This window comes from Pseudomonas inefficax (assembly GCF_900277125.1).
GTDB classification, from domain to species: Bacteria; Pseudomonadota; Gammaproteobacteria; order Pseudomonadales; family Pseudomonadaceae; genus Aquipseudomonas; species Aquipseudomonas inefficax.
Window position 1 is genome coordinate 49,485 of sequence record NZ_OPYN01000083.1, and the last position, 17,326, is coordinate 66,810.

Annotated in this window: 18 protein-coding genes and 1 rRNA gene; 7 read left to right on the forward strand and 12 right to left on the reverse strand. The window is 63.4% G+C overall.

Features of this window, described 5'->3' with window-relative positions:
* Nucleotide 1: 1 nt before the first annotated feature.
* Both JV551A3_RS10705 and JV551A3_RS10710 read left to right on the forward strand, forming a co-directional pair.
* Entirely contained in the window at nucleotides 2-472 is a 471-nt protein-coding gene (locus tag JV551A3_RS10705; protein ID WP_003259020.1) for a hypothetical protein, read from the forward strand.
* Nucleotides 469-681, forward strand: a complete 213-nt coding sequence (locus JV551A3_RS10710) for a hypothetical protein (protein WP_112253274.1) — start codon at nucleotides 469-471, stop codon at nucleotides 679-681. Before JV551A3_RS10705 ends, JV551A3_RS10710 begins: the two co-directional genes overlap by 4 nt.
* A 12-nt stretch (nucleotides 682-693) precedes the next feature.
* On the opposite strand, the gene JV551A3_RS10715 is transcribed toward JV551A3_RS10710, so the two are convergent.
* The 7 genes from JV551A3_RS10715 to JV551A3_RS10745 all read right to left on the reverse strand — a co-directional run bounded on the left by JV551A3_RS10715 (nucleotide 694) and on the right by JV551A3_RS10745 (nucleotide 7,852).
* A complete protein-coding gene (locus tag JV551A3_RS10715; RefSeq protein WP_133970578.1) occupies nucleotides 694-1,059 on the reverse strand; it encodes a Na+/H+ antiporter subunit G in 366 nt (121 codons plus the stop codon).
* Nucleotides 1,056-1,334: a K+/H+ antiporter subunit F gene (locus JV551A3_RS10720; protein WP_003259015.1), complete on the reverse strand. Its 279-nt coding sequence runs from the start codon at nucleotides 1,332-1,334 to the stop codon at nucleotides 1,056-1,058. Before JV551A3_RS10720 ends, JV551A3_RS10715 begins: the two co-directional genes overlap by 4 nt.
* Nucleotides 1,331-1,819 (reverse strand): Na+/H+ antiporter subunit E, encoded by a 489-nt coding sequence (locus tag JV551A3_RS10725; protein WP_133970579.1) that lies wholly within the window; start codon nucleotides 1,817-1,819, stop codon nucleotides 1,331-1,333. The genes JV551A3_RS10720 and JV551A3_RS10725 overlap by 4 nt, the downstream gene beginning before the upstream one ends.
* Entirely contained in the window at nucleotides 1,816-3,495 is a 1,680-nt protein-coding gene (locus JV551A3_RS10730) for a monovalent cation/H+ antiporter subunit D (protein WP_133970580.1), read from the reverse strand. The genes JV551A3_RS10725 and JV551A3_RS10730 overlap by 4 nt, the downstream gene beginning before the upstream one ends.
* The gene (locus tag JV551A3_RS10735) at nucleotides 3,492-3,836 is read right to left on the reverse strand and encodes a Na+/H+ antiporter subunit C (protein WP_013971840.1); all 345 of its coding nucleotides are present in this window, start codon (nucleotides 3,834-3,836) and stop codon (nucleotides 3,492-3,494) included. The genes JV551A3_RS10730 and JV551A3_RS10735 overlap by 4 nt, the downstream gene beginning before the upstream one ends.
* Nucleotides 3,836-6,751 (reverse strand): monovalent cation/H+ antiporter subunit A, encoded by a 2,916-nt coding sequence (locus JV551A3_RS10740; RefSeq protein WP_133970581.1) that lies wholly within the window; start codon nucleotides 6,749-6,751, stop codon nucleotides 3,836-3,838. The genes JV551A3_RS10735 and JV551A3_RS10740 overlap by 1 nt, the downstream gene beginning before the upstream one ends.
* A 150-nt stretch (nucleotides 6,752-6,901) precedes the next feature.
* Nucleotides 6,902-7,852 carry a DMT family transporter gene (locus JV551A3_RS10745; protein ID WP_133970582.1) on the reverse strand — a complete coding sequence of 317 codons (951 nt, stop codon included), beginning with the start codon at nucleotides 7,850-7,852 and terminating at the stop codon, nucleotides 6,902-6,904.
* An 83-nt stretch (nucleotides 7,853-7,935) separates the two neighbouring features.
* On the opposite strand from JV551A3_RS10745, the gene JV551A3_RS10750 reads away from it, so the two are divergent.
* Complete coding sequence (locus JV551A3_RS10750) at nucleotides 7,936-8,499, forward strand: helix-turn-helix domain-containing protein (RefSeq protein ID WP_133970583.1); 564 nt, start codon at nucleotides 7,936-7,938, stop codon at nucleotides 8,497-8,499.
* Nucleotides 8,500-8,644: 145 nt separating this feature from the next.
* On the opposite strand, the gene JV551A3_RS10755 is transcribed toward JV551A3_RS10750, so the two are convergent.
* Nucleotides 8,645-9,193, reverse strand: a complete 549-nt coding sequence (locus JV551A3_RS10755; protein WP_133970584.1) for a cysteine hydrolase family protein — start codon at nucleotides 9,191-9,193, stop codon at nucleotides 8,645-8,647.
* Between the two features lie 82 nt (nucleotides 9,194-9,275).
* Between JV551A3_RS10755 and JV551A3_RS10760 the strand changes: the two genes are divergently transcribed.
* Nucleotides 9,276-10,259, forward strand: a complete 984-nt coding sequence (locus JV551A3_RS10760) for a GlxA family transcriptional regulator (protein ID WP_133970585.1) — start codon at nucleotides 9,276-9,278, stop codon at nucleotides 10,257-10,259.
* A 107-nt stretch (nucleotides 10,260-10,366) separates the two neighbouring features.
* Nucleotides 10,367-10,747, forward strand: coding sequence for an antibiotic biosynthesis monooxygenase (locus JV551A3_RS10765; RefSeq protein ID WP_133970586.1), 381 nt, complete (start codon nucleotides 10,367-10,369; stop codon nucleotides 10,745-10,747).
* On the opposite strand, the gene JV551A3_RS10770 is transcribed toward JV551A3_RS10765, so the two are convergent.
* Together JV551A3_RS10770 and JV551A3_RS10775 are read right to left on the reverse strand one after the other, a co-directional pair.
* Nucleotides 10,726-11,496, reverse strand: coding sequence for an alpha/beta hydrolase family protein (locus tag JV551A3_RS10770; protein ID WP_112253264.1), 771 nt, complete (start codon nucleotides 11,494-11,496; stop codon nucleotides 10,726-10,728). The two genes, JV551A3_RS10765 and JV551A3_RS10770, sit on opposite strands and share 22 nt — an antisense overlap.
* On the reverse strand, nucleotides 11,480-12,598 hold the full coding sequence (locus JV551A3_RS10775; protein WP_133970587.1) for a DUF3182 family protein: 1,119 nt from the start codon (nucleotides 12,596-12,598) through the stop codon (nucleotides 11,480-11,482). Before JV551A3_RS10775 ends, JV551A3_RS10770 begins: the two co-directional genes overlap by 17 nt.
* Before the next feature lie 219 nt (nucleotides 12,599-12,817).
* Here JV551A3_RS10775 and JV551A3_RS10780 point away from each other — a divergent pair, with 219 nt between their 5' ends.
* Nucleotides 12,818-14,626, forward strand: coding sequence for an aminopeptidase P family protein (locus tag JV551A3_RS10780; protein WP_133970588.1), 1,809 nt, complete (start codon nucleotides 12,818-12,820; stop codon nucleotides 14,624-14,626).
* 38 nt (nucleotides 14,627-14,664) lie between these two features.
* On the opposite strand, the gene JV551A3_RS10785 is transcribed toward JV551A3_RS10780, so the two are convergent.
* Together JV551A3_RS10785 and rhtA are read right to left on the reverse strand one after the other, a co-directional pair.
* Nucleotides 14,665-14,946, reverse strand: coding sequence for a hypothetical protein (locus tag JV551A3_RS10785; RefSeq protein WP_025338390.1), 282 nt, complete (start codon nucleotides 14,944-14,946; stop codon nucleotides 14,665-14,667).
* 190 nt (nucleotides 14,947-15,136) lie between these two features.
* Nucleotides 15,137-16,024, reverse strand: a complete 888-nt coding sequence (gene rhtA, locus JV551A3_RS10790) for a threonine/homoserine exporter RhtA (protein WP_133970589.1) — start codon at nucleotides 16,022-16,024, stop codon at nucleotides 15,137-15,139.
* 572 nt (nucleotides 16,025-16,596) lie between these two features.
* Here rhtA and JV551A3_RS10795 point away from each other — a divergent pair.
* A 16S ribosomal RNA gene (locus tag JV551A3_RS10795) occupies nucleotides 16,597-17,326 on the forward strand; the annotation flags it as partial.

The window sequence follows — 17,326 nt, forward strand, 5'->3', positions numbered from 1 at the left end:
ATTGGCAGTCAGCACTCTTGATACCCATGCCTTGTTCGCCCTGGGCGACTTGCGCGGTAAATTGGCCCAGTTGTTTCAGGGCCGCTTTGTCTATGTCACCGAACAGAGTCCCGAAGGCCTGTACATGGCCGAAATCGACACCGAAAGCGCTTTGGTCGTCGATGACAAGCAACGTTTGGAACTGAAGGTCGGCGACCACTTTCGCGCCGCGGTACTGCCCAGCCGTGAAGGCGGCAAACTGGAAATGCGCTTTCGTGAAATCAAGCTGAACGTATATGGCGTGGGCGACTATGCCTTCGTGTCGGTGCCCGAAGGCGAAGGCATCGTGTTCCGTGAAGGCCACGGTGTGATGCTGGTGTTCGCTGCGCAGCAGCAAGTGCAGGAAGGCCTGGGCAAGTTGCTCAAGGCGGTGACCGGAAAGGTTGCCAAATGGCGCAAAGGTGAGCTGACCACCTTCAAGGCCAGTGAATGACCCACAGTGACGAGGTGCCCGCCACGCGTGCCGAGTTCCATCGGCAGCACCAGGCGGATGCCCTGGCCGAGGCCGAGCGTTTGCTGGCCAGGCGCGATGAACTGCAAGGCGCCTGGTTGAACTGGGTGGCAGGCGAATTATATCGCCTCGGCCCCCCGCCTTATGTGGCCATGGTCCGGCGCGAGTTGCAGCGCCTTGCCCAAGGGTGAGGCCGCGACTTGTCAGTTGCCGCGATCGCGGCCGCTGCTGACTTCTTCAGGTACCGGCTCTTTCGCCATGCGCTTGCGGAACAGTGCTGCCCGGGCCAGCAACAATGTGGTCACCGGTACGGTGATCGACAGCAGGATCGGAATCAGCCAGGCGTGCAACACCGGGGCTTCCTTGAGCCAGGAAAAGTAGATGATCGAAGCCAGTGCCACGCACCAGGCACCAATGGTCGAGGCCAGTGCCGGCGGGTGCATGCGCTGGAAGTAGTCCTTCAGCCGCAACAGGCCCACGGCGCCGATCAGGGCGAAAAGGCTGCCGGTCAGCAGCAGTGCGGCAGTGACCAGCTCCAGCCAGAAGGGGAGTAGCAGGTTTTCAGTCATTCGATCACCTCACCGCGCAGCAGGAACTTGGCCAGGGCGAACGAGCCAACGAAACCGAACAGCGCAATCAGCAGGGCACCTTCGAAGTAGGTGTCACTGGCATAACGGATTCCCAGTACCAGCATGGTCAGCATGGCCAGGATGTACAGGTAGTCCAGCGCCAGCACCCGGTCCTGGGCGGACGGGCCGCGGAATAGCCGGATAAGTGCCAGGGCCATGGCCAGGGCGAAGATGAACAGGCTGGCGAGGACAGCATTGGCGAGCAGGCCTGTCATTGGAAAATCTCCATAAGCGGGCGTTCGTAGGTGTCCTTGAAATGCCGGATGAAGGCCGCCTCATCGTCCAGGTCGAACACATGCAGCAGCAACACGCTGCGGTCCAGCGCCAGTTCGGACCAGACCGTGCCAGGCACCACCGTGGTAATCATCGACAGCGCTGCCAGGCCATGAGGGTCACGCAGGGCCAGCGGGATGTGCACGAACGCCGAGCGTGGCGGCTGCTTGCCGGCGCGCAGCACGCCACGGGCAACCAGCAGGTTGGACATGATCACATCGATGCCGACCCGGCAAATCAGTCGGATGATGGCCAGCGGCCGTCGCACATGGGCATGCTGTGGGCGCAGTGGCGCCATCAGCAGCGGCGCCAGCACGCCGAGCGCGGCAGCCAGCAGCAGGTTGCCGGGGCTGACCGAGAGGTTCAGCAACAGCCACAGTGCGAACAGCGAAACCGACAATAGGGGTGCGGGGAATAGTCGATTCATGGCTGCACCTGTACGTCAAGCGAGGTGGGGCCAGGAATCGGCCGCGCGGCCATCACGGCTTCGATATAGGCGTCGGGGGCCTGCAGGCCGGCAGCGGTGTCCTGGGTGTAGCGCAGCAGTGGCTCGGCCTTGAAGCTGAGGATGATGCACAGGCCGAGCAGCATGGCGATGGGCAGGCATTCATAGCGGCGCAGCACCGGCGACGGGCGTTCCTCAGGCTTCCAGAAACGCTGGATGCCGACACGGCCGAAGGCGATCAGCGAGGCCATGCCAGACAGGATCAGCAAGGCCACCAGGCCCCAGCCTGCCGGCCCCAGTGGCTGCTCGGCAGGCACGCCCAGCCCTTGCGGGTTGAACAGCGCGCTGATCAGGTTGAGCTTGCCGACAAAGCCCGACAGCGGCGGCATGCCGATGATCAGCAGGGCGCAGGCGATGAAGCTGAGGCCGAGGAAGGCCATGGTCCACGGAATGATCTGGCCGATCACCACCTTCTGTTCGTCGTCGAGGTTGATGCCCTTGGGTGGGTGCAGTGATTCCAGCGGTGGCGGCATGGCGTCTTCTTCGTCGTCCAGCGGTGCTTCGTTGGCCGAGCGCGAACGCTCGACCAGTTCGGCGAGCAGGAACAGCGCGCACAGCGCCAGGGTCGAGTTGACCAGGTAGAACAACGCCGCGCCGGTCAGCGCCGATTGAGCGAAACCGACGGCGCCGAGCAGGGTGCCGGCCGAAACCAGGATGCTGAGGGCGGCCATGCGCTCCAGGCGCTGCGCGGCCAGGATCGACACCGCCGCCACCGCCAGGGTGACCAGGCCACCGTATACCAGCCATTCACCACCGAAGTGCGCCGAGGCCCCGGCCTGCCCGGAGAACAGCAGTGTCCACAGGCGCAGTACGGCATACAGGCCGACCTTGGTCATGATGGCGAACAGCGCAGCCACCGGCGCGCTGGCCGAGGCATAGGCCGGCACCAGCCAGAAGTTCAGCGGCCAAATGCCGGCCTTCACCAGGAACGCCATGGCCAGGATCGCCGCGCCAGCGTGCAGCAGGCCACGGTCGGCCTCTGGCACCAGCGGAATCTTCAGGGCCAGGTCGGCCATGTTCAGGGTGCCGGTCACGCCATACAGCATCGCGGCGCCGATCAGGAACAGCGACGAGGCGAACAGGTTGATGGCAATGTAGTGCAGGCCGGCACGCACCCGGGCGCGGCCCGAGCCGTGCAGCAGCAGGCCATAGGAAGCCGCCAGCAGCACCTCGAAGAACACGAACAGATTGAACAGGTCGGCAGTGAGGAAGGCGCCGTACAAGCCCATCAGCTGGATCTGGAACAGCGCGTGGAAGCTGGCCCCCGCAGTATCCCAGCGAGCGCGGGCAAACAGCAGGGCACTGAAGGCGATGATTCCGGTGAGCGTCAGCAGCAGGGCCGACAGGTGGTCGACCACCAGCACGATGCCGAACGGCGCCGGCCAGTTGCCCGGCAGGTAGACACCGATGGATTCCGCCTGGCCCTGGGTGCGCACCCACAGTAACAGGCTGACCGCGATGCCCAGGCCGGCGAAAGTCGACAGGAGGTTCAGCCGGGCTTTTGTCTGCCGGTGTTTCTCGCCCAGCAGCAACATCACTGCCGCGGTCACCAGTGGCAGCAGGATGGGCGCGATGATCAACTGGCTCATGCCACTCATTCGTCACGCTCCCGGCCATCCACGTGGTCGGTACCGGTCAGGCCGCGCGAGGCCAGCAACACCACCAGGAACAGCGCGGTCATGGCGAAGCTGATGACGATGGCGGTGAGCACCAGGGCCTGCGGCAGCGGGTCGGTGTAGTGCAGCAGGTCTTGGGGCACGCCGTCCTTGATGATCGGTTCCTTGCCAATGAACAGGCTGCCCATGCTGAAGATGAACAGGTTGACCCCGTACGACAGCAGGCACAGGCCCATGATCACCTGGTAAGTTCGCGGGCGCAGGATCAGCCATACCCCCGAGGCGGCCAGCACGCCGATGGCAACTGCAATCACTTCTTCCATCAGGCGGCTCCTGCTTGGCTGGTTTTCGCCGGGTTGCCCGGGCGGTAGGCGCGCACCGACTGGTGCGCCAGGGCAGTGAGGATCAGCAGGGTCGAGCCGACCACCACGGTGAACACACCGACATCGAAGAACAGCGCGCTGGCCACGTGCACATCACCGAGCAACGGCAGGTGCAGGTGGGCGGTATGGGTAGTGAGGAACGGGTAGCCCAGCAGCATGGCGCCGGCGCCGGTCAGGGTTGCGCATAGCAGCCCGGTGCCCATCCAGCGCAGCGGGCGCAGGCTCATCTGCGCCTCGACCCACTGGGTGCCAGCCACCATGTACTGCAGGATGAACGCCACCGACATCACCAGGCCGGCGACAAAGCCGCCACCGGGCTGGTTGTGGCCCCGCATGAACAGGTACATCGACACCAGCAGGGCGATCGGCAGCAGCAGGCGCACCAGCACTGCGGGTACCATCATGAAACCCAGTGCGGTGTCGGTGGCATGCCGCGGGTTGATCAGGTCGGTGACCACATCGGGTGCCAGCTGACGCTGCTGCGCCGGCAGTTGCATGCTTTCCTTCGGCGGGCGGAAGCGCCGCAGCAGGGCGAACACGGTCAGCGCCACGGCCACCAGCACGGTGATTTCACCGAGGGTGTCGAAGCCACGGAAGTCGACCAGCATGACATTGACCACGTTGGTGCCACCGCCCTGGGGCAGTGCCCGGCTCAGGTAGAACGAGGAAATGTCGTTCGGTGTCGGCCGGGTCAGCATGGCATAGGACAGCACGGCCATGCCGCCACCTACCAGCACCGCCAGCAGCAGGTCGCGCAGGCGCCGCATGCGCGCACGCTCCAGGCTGCCCGGCAGCGGCGATACGCCTTCGATCCGCCGCGGCAGCCAGCGCAGGCCGAGCAGGATCAGCACGGTGGTGACCACTTCCACTACCAGCTGGGTCAGGGCCAGGTCGGGCGCTGAGAACCAGACGAAGGTGATGCAGGTCATCAGGCCGCAGACGCTGACCATGATCAACGCTGCCAAGCGGTGGTACTTGGCCTGGTAGGCGGCGCCGATGGCACAGGCGATGGCAATCAGCCACAGCGCGACGAACACGCCCGAGCCTGGAATCTTCGGCCGATCGCCCCAGCTCAGGCCGCTGTAGAGCATGGGCGTGAGGCCGGCGAGGAATGCGGCGAGCACCAGCATGAACAGCTGCGACTGCAGGCGGCGGCTGGTGAGCAGGCGCTCGATACGCCGCGCCAGCAGCATCAGCTGCACCTGACCGTACTCGAACAGGCGCTTGCCGTTGAAACGCTCGATCACCGGCGGGTAGGGGAAGCGGCCCAGGCGCAGCTGCTTGCGCAGCAACAGGTACAGCACGATACCGCCGCTCATGGCCACCAGGCTCATGACCAGCGGCGCGTTCCAGCCATGCCAGATGGCCAGGCTGTATTCCGGCAGGGTGCCGCCTACCACAGGCAGGGCGGCAGCGGCCAGCAGCGGGCCGACCGACTGGGCAGGGAAGATGCCCACCACCAGGCAGGTGAGCACCAGCAGTTCGACCGGCGCACGCATCCAGCGTGGCGGTTCGTGCGGGGTGTGCGGGAGATCCTGCGCAGTGGGGCCGAAGAACACATCGACGGTGAAACGCAGGGCATAGGCCACGCTGAAGGTGCCGGCCAGGGTGGCGATTACCGGCAGCGTGGCCTCGACCCAGGCGCTGGAACTGATGAACACCGTTTCGGCAAAGAACATTTCCTTGGACAGGAAACCGTTCATCAACGGCACGCCGGCCATCGAGGCGCTGGCCACCATGGCCAGGGTGGCGGTGTATGGCACCAGGCGTATCAAACCGCTGAGGCGGCGGATGTCACGGGTGCCGCTTTCGTGGTCGATGATGCCGGCGGCCATGAACAACGAGGCTTTGAAGGTGGCGTGGTTGAGAATGTGGAATACCGCTGCGACCGCGGCCAGCGGGCTGTTCAGGCCCAGCAGCAGGGTAATCAGGCCCAGGTGGCTGATGGTCGAGTACGCCAGCAGGCCCTTGAGGTCGTTCTGGAACATGGCGGCGAAGGCGCCGAGCAGCAGGGTGAGGGCACCGGCACCGCCGACGATCCAGAACCACTCCTCGCTGCCCGACAGCACCGGCCACAAGCGCGCCAGCAGGAACACCCCGGCCTTGACCATTGTCGCCGAGTGCAGATAAGCCGATACCGGGGTGGGCGCTGCCATGGCATGGGGCAGCCAGAACTGGAAGGGGAATTGGGCACTCTTGCTAAGGGCGCCGATGAGGATCAGCGGCAGCAGCACCGGGTACAGTGCATGCTGGCGAATGGTGTTGCCGGCAGCCAGGACCTTGTCCAGGTCGTAGCTGCCGACCACATGGCCGAGCAGCAGGGCACCCACCAGCAGGCACAAGCCGCCCGCGCCAGTGACCATCAGCGCCATGTAGGCGCCGCGGCGGGCGTCGGCACGGTGGTGCCAGTAGCCGATCAGCAGGAAGGAGAACAGGCTGGTGAGTTCCCAGAAGAACACCAGCTGGATCAGGTTGCCGGAGATCACCAGGCCGAGCATGGCGCCCATGAAGGCGAGAAAGAAGGCGAAGAAGCGCGGCACCGGGTCTTGCGGTGACATGTAGTAGCGGGCATACAGCGACACCAGCGTACCGATGCCCAGCACCAGCAGCGAGAACAGCCAGGCGAAGCCGTCCATGCGCAGCACCAGGTTCAGCCCCAGGCTGGGCAACCAGAGGAACTCTTCGCGAATCACGCCACCGTGGGCGACCTGAGGGTACAGCAGTGCTACCTGGACAGTGCCGACCAGGGCCACGAGCCCGGCGAGAATGGACTCCGCGTTACGTGCGTTGTGCGGCAGCACGGCTGCCAGGCAACTGCCCACGAACGGCAGAAGCAATAGCACTATCAAAGACATAGCGGCCTATTCTGGAGAAGTTTGCAAGGAATCATACGTGCCGAGGGGATGATCACCAACACGCAAGCTGTCGCAGAATCCTACAAACAGGCTGTGACAAGCTGTTTTTTTATAACAGATTCTTACAAAGCATAGCCGCAGTTGGCGGCTTTACAGGCCGGCCTGGCGTTCGCCTTCATCCTGCACTTCTCGGGCTTCGGTCGCCTCGCGCGGGCGGCGCACCTTGAGTTCGCTTACCACCACCGCGATAACGATCAGCAGGCCGCCGAGCAGTGCCACGCCCGGCAGGCGCTCACCGGCGATGCGCCCGACGATCCCGGCCCATACCGGTTCGCCGGCATAGATGAGGGTGGCGCGGGTGGGCGAGACCGACTTCTGCGCCCAATTCATTGCCACCTGAATCACCGCGCTCATGGCGCCCAGGCCCACGGCGCTGGCCAGCAACAGCCAGGAAAAGTCGGGTATGCGCTCCTGGGTCGGCACGATCATCAGGAACGCCAGCAGCGAGGCGGTCGCCAGCTGCACCACGGTGACCCGGCGCACATCGACCTGGCCGGCGTAGCGGCTGATCAGGATGATTTCACCGGCAATGGCCACGGCGCTGACCAGGGTTACCAGTTCGCCTTCGCTGAAGTGCAGGCTGCCCCCTTCCGGCCCGGCCAGCAGCATCAGGCCGATGAACGCCAGGCAGATGCCGATGCTGGGCATCAGGCCGGGTCGCCGGCCTAGCACCAGCCACTGCAACAGCGGCACGAATGGCACGTACAGCGCGGTGATGAACGCCGACTGGCTGCTGCTGATGGTTTGCAGGCCCATGGTCTGCAAACCGTAGCCGAGCATGATCGACACACCGATCAGCATGCCGGCCTTCAGTTCGGTGAAGGTCAGCCCAGGCAGCGCTCGCGCCGAGACCACCCCGACGAACAGCGCGGCTGCAGCGAAGCGCAGGCCGACGAAGAACATCGGGCCGCTGACGGTCATCACGTTGTGCACCAGCAGAAAGGTGCCGCCCCACAGCATGGTGATGAACACCAGCACCAGTTCGGCCTTGCTCAGGCGAAAGGTAATGGCAGGGGCCGGTTTGCTGCTGGGCTGGGTCATGGTCTTGCGCACTCGGAGGGGGCGGCGCACAATCGCCGCAAAGTGGGCAGTATACTGCGCAATACCGACCAGTGAGCAATATAGTGCACAAAGATTCCTCGCACCGGGCATCGGTGCTGCAACATGTCAGCCTCAATGTACGCAGCCTGCGCAATGCCGCGGGCATGAGCCAGACGGCGCTGGCGGAACGCTCCGGAGTCAGCCGGCGCATGCTGGTGGCGATCGAGGCGGGCGAGAAGAATGTCAGCCTGACTACCCTCGACCTGATTGCCGAAGCCCTGGGCGTGGCTTTCAGTACCCTGATCCAGGCGCCTGACCAGCGTGACCCCGGGCGCATCGAAGAGCTGGCCTGGGCCGGCGAACACCCGCAGAGCCGGGCTGTGTTGTTGGGCAGTAGCGCGGCACGGCGCGAGGTGGAGCTGTGGGAATGGACGCTGGCACCGGGTGAGTGCTATTCCAGCGAGGCCGATGCCGAGGGCTGGAGTGAGCAGATCTATGTGGTGCAAGGGCAACTGACGCTGATTATCGAAGGGGTCGAGCATCATCTGCAGGTGGGGCAGTTCCATGTGTTTCCCAGCAATTGCCGGTATGCCTATCGCAACGATGGGGCGGTGGCGGTGCGGTTTGTGCGCAATGTGGTTATTTGAGGTAGCAGGTTTTGGGGCTGCTGTGCAGCCCATCGCGACGCAAGGCCGCTCCCACAGGTATCGCGCAAATCTGATGCCTGGCACGGTACCAGTGGGAGCGGCCTTGCGTCGCGATGGGGCGCAAAGCGCCCCCAAATTCCACTGATCAGCTATTTAGCAACTCATCGGTCCTGACCACCTTGGCATAGGCAAACGCCAACGCCGCCATCGCCGAATCATGCACCTGCGCCGCCGCCACCCGCTTGCCATCGAATTCCAGTGGCCGCGTGGCACAGGCGTCGTGGGCCACGGTCACGTCATAACCCAGGTCGGCCGCGGCACGGGTGGCGGCGTCGATGCACATGTGGCTCATGCTGCCGACGATGGTCAGGGCCTCGACACCATGCCGGTCCAGCGTATTCTCAAGGTCGGTACCGAGGAAGGCGTTCACCTTGTGCTTTAGCACTACGGGCTCACCGGCCCTGGGCTCGACCTTGGCGTGGATGGCCGCACCCTGCGAGCCTGGCGCGAAGAACGGCGCATCGGCACTGTCGAACTCATGCCGTACATGCACCACCAGCTCGCCCCGTTGACGTGCCGCTGCCAGCAGACGGGCAGCATTGTGCGCCGCCTGGTCGGCCCCATCGAGGGTCCATTTGCCGCCCGGGAAGTAGTCGTTCTGGATGTCGATGATGATCAGCGCCTGCTTGCTCATGCTGCCTCCTGTGGCAGTAGTCGTTGGATGACGTTAGTTATAGGCTGTGTGCACTGACCTGAGGATTGGCGCGAACGACACTATGCGGGCAAAAACTGACAACCACGCCAGCCTGGACATCGGCCTGCTGCTGTACCCAGGCGCGCAGCGTGCCGCCGTGCATGGCTTGGCCGACCTGTTCCTGGTGGCCAACCGGGTGGCTGCGGAACTTGGGGCCGTCGAGTTGCCCTCGGTGCGTATCAGCTTCTGGCAGGCGGACGAGGCGGGGCAATTGCAGCCTGCCCCTGAAAGCCCGCCTGCCGCCGTGTCCGATTTGCGGGTGCTGATCATTCCGCCAAGCCTGGAGTCGGCACCACACGGTGAGCTGCTTGAACGCCATCGCGCGACGTTGTGCCAGTTGCACGGGCACGGCACGGTACTGGCATCGGTGTGCATAGGGGTGTTCTTCATCGCCGCCAGTGGCCTGCTCGACGGGCGCCCGGCCTGTACCCACTGGAACTACGTACACTCGCTTGCCCAGCGTTTTCCCAAGGTGCGGGTCGAGGCCCAGCAACCGTTGCTGGACGATGGCGACATTGTCACCTCGGCCGGGCTGATGGCCTGGACCGACCTGGGCTTGCGCTTGCTTGAGCGCTTCATGGGGGCGACGGTGGCGCGGGAAACTGCCCGCTACCTTGCGGTCGACCCGGTCGCGGCGCCGCTGCCCGGTGCAGTGTTCAATCCACGCCTGGATCATGGCGATGAGGCGGTGCTGAAAGTACAGCACTGGTTGCAGGGCAACGGAGGGCAGGATGCCGACCTGGCCGGCATGGCTGCATGCGCGGGGCTGGAGGAACGCACCTTCCTGCGGCGTTTTCGTGCTGCAACGGGGCTGCGGCCAACCGAGTACTGCCAGCAGGTGAGGGTGGGGCGGGCGTGTCGCTTGCTGGAGTTCACCCGGCGCAATGTCGAGCAGATCGCCTGGGGTGTTGGTTACCAGGACCCGGGTGCGTTTCGCAAGGTATTTCAGCGCATCACTGGCCTGACCCCGAGTGATTACCGGCGGCGCTTCGCCGTATCCGGTTAGGGCGCACGGGGCGTTCCCGTCGCGGAAAACCGCTTGACCTTGACATAACTTGAGGTTTTACCCTGCTCGGCATCGCGTTGTACGCGTCCGTCAGCAGGAGACCGTTCATGACGGCAACATCCCAAGCCCTGTGGTTTACCCAGATGATCGAATATGAAGTACCCGGCAGGTTCCAGCAGGCGTTGGCCCAGGCACTGGTGGCGCGCAGTGAGGAGCTGGCCGCGCATTGCGAAGGGTTGCAGGGTGTCAGCATCCAGGCCAGCGACGACGGCAGCCGGGTGCTGCAGTACCTGCAATGGCAGTCCCGCCAGGCGTGGGCAGCGGCGGCGGTGTATTTCGTCGGGGAGCCTTTCCTCGAACTGCTTGGCCAGCACCAGGCCCGTGGCGTCAACTTTGCTGCCTATCAGACCTTGCGCAGCCTGGTGCGCGGCGCCGATGGCGGCCTGCATTGCCAGGTGGGTGAGCCTCAGGCATACCAGGGCGCGTAGTGCGGGTAGCGGTCCAGGCGGGCGCCAATGACCATTTCGCTGACCCATGCCGCCAGGATCGAACTGTAGGCTTTCTGGCTTTCTTCGCTGGACAATGCGTGGTCGGCACCGTCGACAATGCGGTGGGTGAGCGAATGGGCGCTGACGAATGCCGAGCGGTAGCTCATCAGCGTGCTGTGCGGCACGTAGTCGTCCTGCTCGGACTCCACCAGCAGTACATCGCCACCGAACTCGGCACAGGCCGCCAGCGCGCGGTTGTCCGACGGCCCGAGCGGTCGCTGGCGGTAGGCGTTCAGCCGTTGCCGGTCGAGGGTTTGCTTGGGGAGGTTCCATTCGTCGTCCCAGTACATGGCGGGTACCCGCAGAGCCAGCCATTTGACTGGCCGCTCGCGGGTCAGCAGGGTGGCCAGGTAGCCGCCATAGCTGCTGCCGATGATGGCGATGGCACTGGAGTCGACGGCCGGGTGACTTACCAGCCGGTCGTAGGCCACCAGCAGGTCGGTCAGGTTCTGTTCGCGGGTAACCGTCAGCCGTTGGCTTTCGGTTTTTTCGTGGCCGCGCAGGTCAAAGGTCATGCACACGCAGCCCAGCCCGGTGATCTGCCGGGCGCGGGCCAGGTCGCGCTGCTGGCTGCCGCCCCAACCGTGGACGAAGAGAATGCCCGGCATCTTGCTGCCGGGGCTGACCAGGGTGCCGACGATGCTGTCATCCTCGACCTGCAGTTCAACGGTTTCACTCTGAATGGTCATGTTCGCGAATCCGCGCAAATTTGCTGAGTTGTCCGAGTTCACTGTCGTTTCCTTGGTAGAAGAGGGTGGCGTCAGCGGGCAGTTCGGGAGTGCCGAACACTTCATGGGTAGAGGCACGCACCCGTTGCAGTGCCGGGTCGTCGGCGAACGCCTGCAAAGCCAGCAGCTCGGCACTGCTGGCACCGCCCAGACGCCAGGATTGTTCGAGTACGCCGCTGCGCAGGTGGCCTTGGGGGTTCACGCCGCGGGCGATGTCGTAGTTGCGCCGTGAGGCGATGAAGCCGGGGAAGTGCTGCTCGGCGGCCTGTTCGTAGGCCATCGCCTGGTTTATGGCCAGGCGCAGCGGCTCGTCCAGTGGCAGTTGCAGCAGTGCCTGGTAGTCACCGCGCACCACTACCAGGTCGGAGCCGCCATACACTTCCGTGCCCTGATGGTCGCGGGTCAGTTGCTGAGTGCCGTGATAGCTGCAGGTCAGGCCGGCGACGCGTACCTGGCCGACGCTGAAGGTTTGCACTTCGCTCAGGTCTTCCTCGAGCACCAACCCCCACAGCGCGAGGTCTTGGTCATCCATGTCAGCCAGTAGCGGTTCCAGTTCATCCGCCGTGGTGATGACCTGCTGCCCACGGCCTGCGCAGGCCAGTACCGGCTTGATTCGCAACGGGCCGTCCGTCAGCAGTAGCTGTGCGGCGCTGCGCGCATCGGCCTTGCTGAACACGGTGTAGCCGCGTAGCAGGGCGTCGCTGGCTTGCCGGGCGAAAGCATCGGTCCAGCCCGGCGGGAAGCTGGCCCCGGCCGGCAACGGGTGGGAGATCGCCTTGGTCGCCATGTACGGGTGTGCGACCAGGCCACCGAACAGGTCCTGCTCGCTGCAAATACCCAAGGCGGCATGGCGCTTGGGATCGACCAGGGTTTCGGTGGGCAGGTAATAGTAGCCATCGGTAGCAACTGGCGGATGGCTGGGTTGCACGTGCGGGCAGCCCAGCAGGCGGGCCAGGCCATCGGCGAGCTTCAGGTGTACGGCATGCTCGTGGTCGGGGGTGCGCGCGCGGGTGTCGAGCAGCACCACGCCGCTTTTAGGGGCGCCGGCATTGGGCATGGTCATTTGCCTGTGTGCAATGAATGTACTGATGTGAAGCCGGTGCCTTGAGGAAGTTCAGCGAAACTTGATCGGTGGTCCTGGCCCTTCTGTAGGAAACGTCCGGTATGCGCAGGGCGTGGCGGGCAATGCATGCCGTGTGTCGGTCGCCAAGATTGCAGGGCTTCGGCGGCTGTTCCATTATCGACGCATTGGATAAACCGTGATGTAGCCGCAGGAGAGCGCATGAACGTTCAGACCACCTTTGGGCAAAGCGTGCCGCAGCGTCTGGCGCAGGTACGCCAGGCCATGGCCGCAGAGGGCATCGATGCCTTGCTGGTACCCTCGGCCGACCCCCATCTTTCCGAATACCTGCCCGGTTACTGGCAGGGGCGCCAGTGGCTGTCGGGTTTCCACGGCTCGGTCGGCACGCTGGTGGTCACGGCTGGCTTTGCCGGGTTGTGGGTCGATAGCCGCTACTGGGAACAGGCGGAGCACGAGTTGGCAGGCAGTGGCATCGAGCTGATGAAGCTGTTGCCGGGCAAGCCTGGCGCGCTGGAATGGCTGGGCGACCACGTCGAGCCCAATGGCAGCGTGGCGGTAGACGGTGCGGTCATGGCCCTGGCTTCGGCGCGCCAGCTTGGCGACCGGCTGAAGGCGCGCGGGGCACGACTGGTAACTGACAAGGACCTGCTGGGCCAGGTCTGGAAGGGGCGCCCGGCGCTGCCAGGCAACCCGGTCTACCAGCATTTGCCGCCGCACGCCACGCTGAGCCGTGCGGAAAAACTGGCGCAGTTGCGCCAGAGCGTGCAGGCCAAGGGGGCCGACTGGCATTTCATCGCCACCCTGGATGACATCGCCTGGCTGTTCAACCTGCGCGGCAGCGATGTGTCCTATAACCCGGTGTTCGTGGCCTTTGCCCTGATCAGCCAGCAGCAGGCCATTCTGTTTGTTGGCCAGGACAAGCTCGATGACCATCTGTGCCAGGTGCTGGCGGTCGACGGTATCGAAGTGCGCGACTACGCCGAAGCTGGCCAGGCCCTTGCCGCGATGCCGGCCGGCAGCCGGTTGCTGGTCGACCCGGCCCGGGTCACCTGCGGCCTGCTGGATAACCTGCCGGCCGAGGTGGAACTGGTCGAGGGGCTCAACCCCAGCACCCTGAGCAAGTCGTGCAAGAGTGATGAGGACCTGGTGCATATCCGCCAGGTGATGGAGCAGGATGGCGCGGCCTTGTGCGAGTTCTTCGCCTGGCTCGAGGTCAACCTCGGTCGGGAACTGGTAACCGAGCTGACGATCGACGAGCAGTTGAGTGCCGCGCGTGCCCGCCGCCCAGGCTTCGTGTCGTTGAGCTTTTCTACCATCGCCGCCTTCAATGGCAATGGCGCGATGCCGCATTACCGTGCCACCGAGCAGTCGCACGCGGTCATCGAGGGCGATGGCCTGCTGCTGATCGATTCGGGCGGGCAGTACCTTGGCGGCACCACCGACATCACCCGCATGGTGCCGGTGGGCAACCCGAGCCTTGCACAGAAGCAGGATTGCACGCGCGTGCTCAAAGGCATGATCGCCCTGTCGCGCGCTACCTTCCCGCGAGGCGTGCTGTCGCCATTGCTCGACGCCATTGCCCGCGCGCCGATCTGGGCTGACCAGGTGGATTATGGCCACGGCACCGGGCATGGGGTGGGTTACTTCATGAATGTGCACGAGGGGCCGCAAGTGATTGCCTACCAGGCGGCGCCCACACCGCAGACCGCGATGCAGGTGGGCATGATCAGCTCGATCGAACCGGGTACGTACCGCCCCGGGCAGTGGGGTGTGCGCATCGAGAACCTGGTGGTCAACCGCGAAGCCGGCAAGAGCGCCTTCGGCGACTTCCTGAACTTCGAAACCCTGACGCTGTGCCCGATCGACACCCGCTGCCTGGTGCCCGAGCTGCTGGCCAGGGAGGAGCTGGACTGGTTGAACGGTTATCACGCCAGTGTGCGCGAGCGCCTGGCGCCCTTGCTCAAGGGTGACGCGCTGGCCTGGCTGGAGGCGCGTACCGCGCCCTTGTGAGGCAAATGAAAAGGGCAGCTTGCGAGCTGCCCTTTGTTCTACTTGCAGATGACGATCATGCTGCGGCTGGTGTAACCCGCCGGGTTGATGCCGAACAAGTAGTCACCGGGTTCTTCATCGCTATCGCCCGAGCGTGCAATGACCCGGTAGCCGCGCGTGCTGCAGGAGCTTGCGGCCTTGCTGTAGCAGTTGTCCCACGAGGAAGACAGGCCGGAACAATTGATATGCAGGCCCTTCTTGCCCCTTTTGACCTCAGTCTTGGCCGTGGCGGCACATCCAGCAATAGCCAAGATGGCCAGGATGAGCAAAATACGTTTCATTCCTGTCCTTAAATGCGGGGCGGATCAGTTGTCTGACCCCGTCGTTATCGCTTCGGTTCGTCCTGAAAATTCCCCAGCGTCCGTGTTCGGTCCAGTAGATAGCGTAAAGATGATGATTCTGTGACAGCTTAATCAGCGAGACGGGTCGCTACAATCATTAATCCTGTCTCAAATGAAAATATTTCTCATATCAGTCTGCTGCGACAGCCGGGCTGGGTTCCTTGCGCATGGACAGGGTGGTGCCCACTGATGCGGTAATGATCGCCAGAATAGCCAGCCACTGGGTAAACGTCAGTACCTCGCCCAGGAACAGCAAGCCGGATAGTGCGCCGAATGCTGGTTCTATGCTCATGAGGGTGCCGAAAGTGCGTGCCGGGATGCGTGTGAGGGCAACCATTTCCAGGCTGTAGGGCAGGGCGGTCGACAGCACCGCGACGCCCAGCGCCATGGGGATCACGGCGGGTGTGAGCAATGCGCTGCCAGCGTGGGCGATACCGATGGGCGCAACGAACAGCGCGGCGACCACAACACCCAGTGCGGCGCTCTGGATCCCATGCTCGGCCCCGGCACGCTGCCCGAACAGGATGTACAGTGCCCAGCACACGCCCGCGCCCAGGGCATAGGCTGCGCCGGCCGGATCGAGAGCCTGCCCGCCATGGCCGGCCGGCAGCAGCAACAACAGGCCGACGATGGCCAGGGCAATCCACAGGAAGTCGATCGGCCGACGCGAGGAGAAGATCGCTACGGCCAGCGGGCCGGTGAATTCCAGTGCCACGGCGATGCCGATGGGTACCGTTTGCAGAGCCATATAGAAGAGGAAGTTCATGCCGCCCAGCGCCATGCCATAGATGATGACGTTGCGCAGGGTATTGCGGGTCATGCGCACACGCCACGGGCGCAGTATCAGCAGCATGATGATGCTGGCGAAGATAAGGCGCAGGGTGGTGGTGCCTTGGGCGCCGATGATGGGGAACATGCTTTTGGCCAAGGAGGCACCGGACTGTATCGATGCCATGGCGATGAGCAGCAGGCCGATCGGGAAGAAGGTAGCGGCCAGGCTGCGGGGTTGGGTGTTCATTTCTGCGCGGCGATCCTTAGCGGGATTGTGGGTGAGCAATATAGTGCGCAATTATGATGGCGGGGGGCAAGGTGCCGGCCATGAGTTTTCTGGCGCCTGCAAGATCGCGCGCCGCCCGCGCGGCGCGCGATCTCACAGGCGCAGCTGGTGTTGTGGCGAGCACCTGGTGGCCCTGACGCAGTCTTTTTCAAAAAACCTAAATTATTGAAAACAAAGGTTGACCTGCTGAAAACTCGCCCTATAATGCGCACCACTCCAACGCGGTAGCGAAGCGAAGCCAGCCACCCTGTTGAGTCAAGTGTTTGAAGCTAAACGAGTTTCTCGCAAAAAACTTCAAAATAAACGCTTGACAGCAAATGAGGAAAGCGTAGAATGCGCGCCTCGGTTGAGACGAAAAGCTCTTAACCAAACGCTCTTTAACAAATCGAATCAAGCAATTCGTGTGGGTGCTTGTGAGTACGGACTGATAGTCACAAAGATTATCAGCATCACAAGTGGCCATGCGAGAAATCACATAGTCATTTGAGATTGCTGAGCCAAGTTTAGGGTTTCTTAAAAACCCAAGCAGTATTGAACTGAAGAGTTTGATCATGGCTCAGATTGAACGCTGGCGGCAGGCCTAACACATGCAAGTCGAGCGGATGACGGGAGCTTGCTCCTTGATTCAGCGGCGGACGGGTGAGTAATGCCTAGGAATCTGCCTGGTAGTGGGGGACAACGTTTCGAAAGGAACGCTAATACCGCATACGTCCTACGGGAGAAAGCAGGGGACCTTCGGGCCTTGCGCTATCAGATGAGCCTAGGTCGGATTAGCTAGTTGGTGGGGTAATGGCTCACCAAGGCGACGATCCGTAACTGGTCTGAGAGGATGATCAGTCACACTGGAACTGAGACACGGTCCAGACTCCTACGGGAGGCAGCAGTGGGGAATATTGGACAATGGGCGAAAGCCTGATCCAGCCATGCCGCGTGTGTGAAGAAGGTCTTCGGATTGTAAAGCACTTTAAGTTGGGAGGAAGGGCAGTAAGTTAATACCTTGCTGTTTTGACGTTACCGACAGAATAAGCACCGGCTAACTCTGTGCCAGCAGCCGCGGTAATACAGAGGGTGCAAGCGTTAATCGGAATTACTGGGCGTAAAGCGCGCGTAGGTGGTTCGTTAAGTTGGATGTGAAAGCCCCGGGCTCAACCTGGGAACTGCATCCAAAACTGGCGAGCTAGAGTACGGTAGAGGGTGGTGGAATTTCCTGTGTAGCGGTGAAATGCGTAGATATAGGAAGGAACACCAGTGGCGAAGGCGACC

Excerpts from the sequence above, each read along its gene's own strand:
- JV551A3_RS10710 (WP_112253274.1), top strand. The coding sequence starts at position 469 with ATGACCCACAGTGACGAGGTGCCCGCCACGCGTGCCGAGTTCCATCGG.
- JV551A3_RS10715 (WP_133970578.1), bottom strand. The coding sequence starts at position 1,059 with ATGACTGAAAACCTGCTACTCCCCTTCTGGCTGGAGCTGGTCACTGCC.
- JV551A3_RS10720 (WP_003259015.1), bottom strand. The coding sequence starts at position 1,334 with ATGACAGGCCTGCTCGCCAATGCTGTCCTCGCCAGCCTGTTCATCTTC.
- JV551A3_RS10725 (WP_133970579.1), bottom strand. The coding sequence starts at position 1,819 with ATGAATCGACTATTCCCCGCACCCCTATTGTCGGTTTCGCTGTTCGCA.
- JV551A3_RS10730 (WP_133970580.1), bottom strand. The coding sequence starts at position 3,495 with ATGAGTGGCATGAGCCAGTTGATCATCGCGCCCATCCTGCTGCCACTG.
- JV551A3_RS10735 (WP_013971840.1), bottom strand. The coding sequence starts at position 3,836 with ATGGAAGAAGTGATTGCAGTTGCCATCGGCGTGCTGGCCGCCTCGGGG.
- JV551A3_RS10740 (WP_133970581.1), bottom strand. The coding sequence starts at position 6,751 with ATGTCTTTGATAGTGCTATTGCTTCTGCCGTTCGTGGGCAGTTGCCTG.
- JV551A3_RS10745 (WP_133970582.1), bottom strand. The coding sequence starts at position 7,852 with ATGACCCAGCCCAGCAGCAAACCGGCCCCTGCCATTACCTTTCGCCTG.
- JV551A3_RS10755 (WP_133970584.1), bottom strand. The coding sequence starts at position 9,193 with ATGAGCAAGCAGGCGCTGATCATCATCGACATCCAGAACGACTACTTC.
- JV551A3_RS10760 (WP_133970585.1), top strand. The coding sequence starts at position 9,276 with ATGCGGGCAAAAACTGACAACCACGCCAGCCTGGACATCGGCCTGCTG.
- JV551A3_RS10765 (WP_133970586.1), top strand. The coding sequence starts at position 10,367 with ATGACGGCAACATCCCAAGCCCTGTGGTTTACCCAGATGATCGAATAT.
- JV551A3_RS10770 (WP_112253264.1), bottom strand. The coding sequence starts at position 11,496 with ATGACCATTCAGAGTGAAACCGTTGAACTGCAGGTCGAGGATGACAGC.
- JV551A3_RS10775 (WP_133970587.1), bottom strand. The coding sequence starts at position 12,598 with ATGACCATGCCCAATGCCGGCGCCCCTAAAAGCGGCGTGGTGCTGCTC.
- JV551A3_RS10780 (WP_133970588.1), top strand. The coding sequence starts at position 12,818 with ATGAACGTTCAGACCACCTTTGGGCAAAGCGTGCCGCAGCGTCTGGCG.
- JV551A3_RS10785 (WP_025338390.1), bottom strand. The coding sequence starts at position 14,946 with ATGAAACGTATTTTGCTCATCCTGGCCATCTTGGCTATTGCTGGATGT.
- rhtA (WP_133970589.1), bottom strand. The coding sequence starts at position 16,024 with ATGAACACCCAACCCCGCAGCCTGGCCGCTACCTTCTTCCCGATCGGC.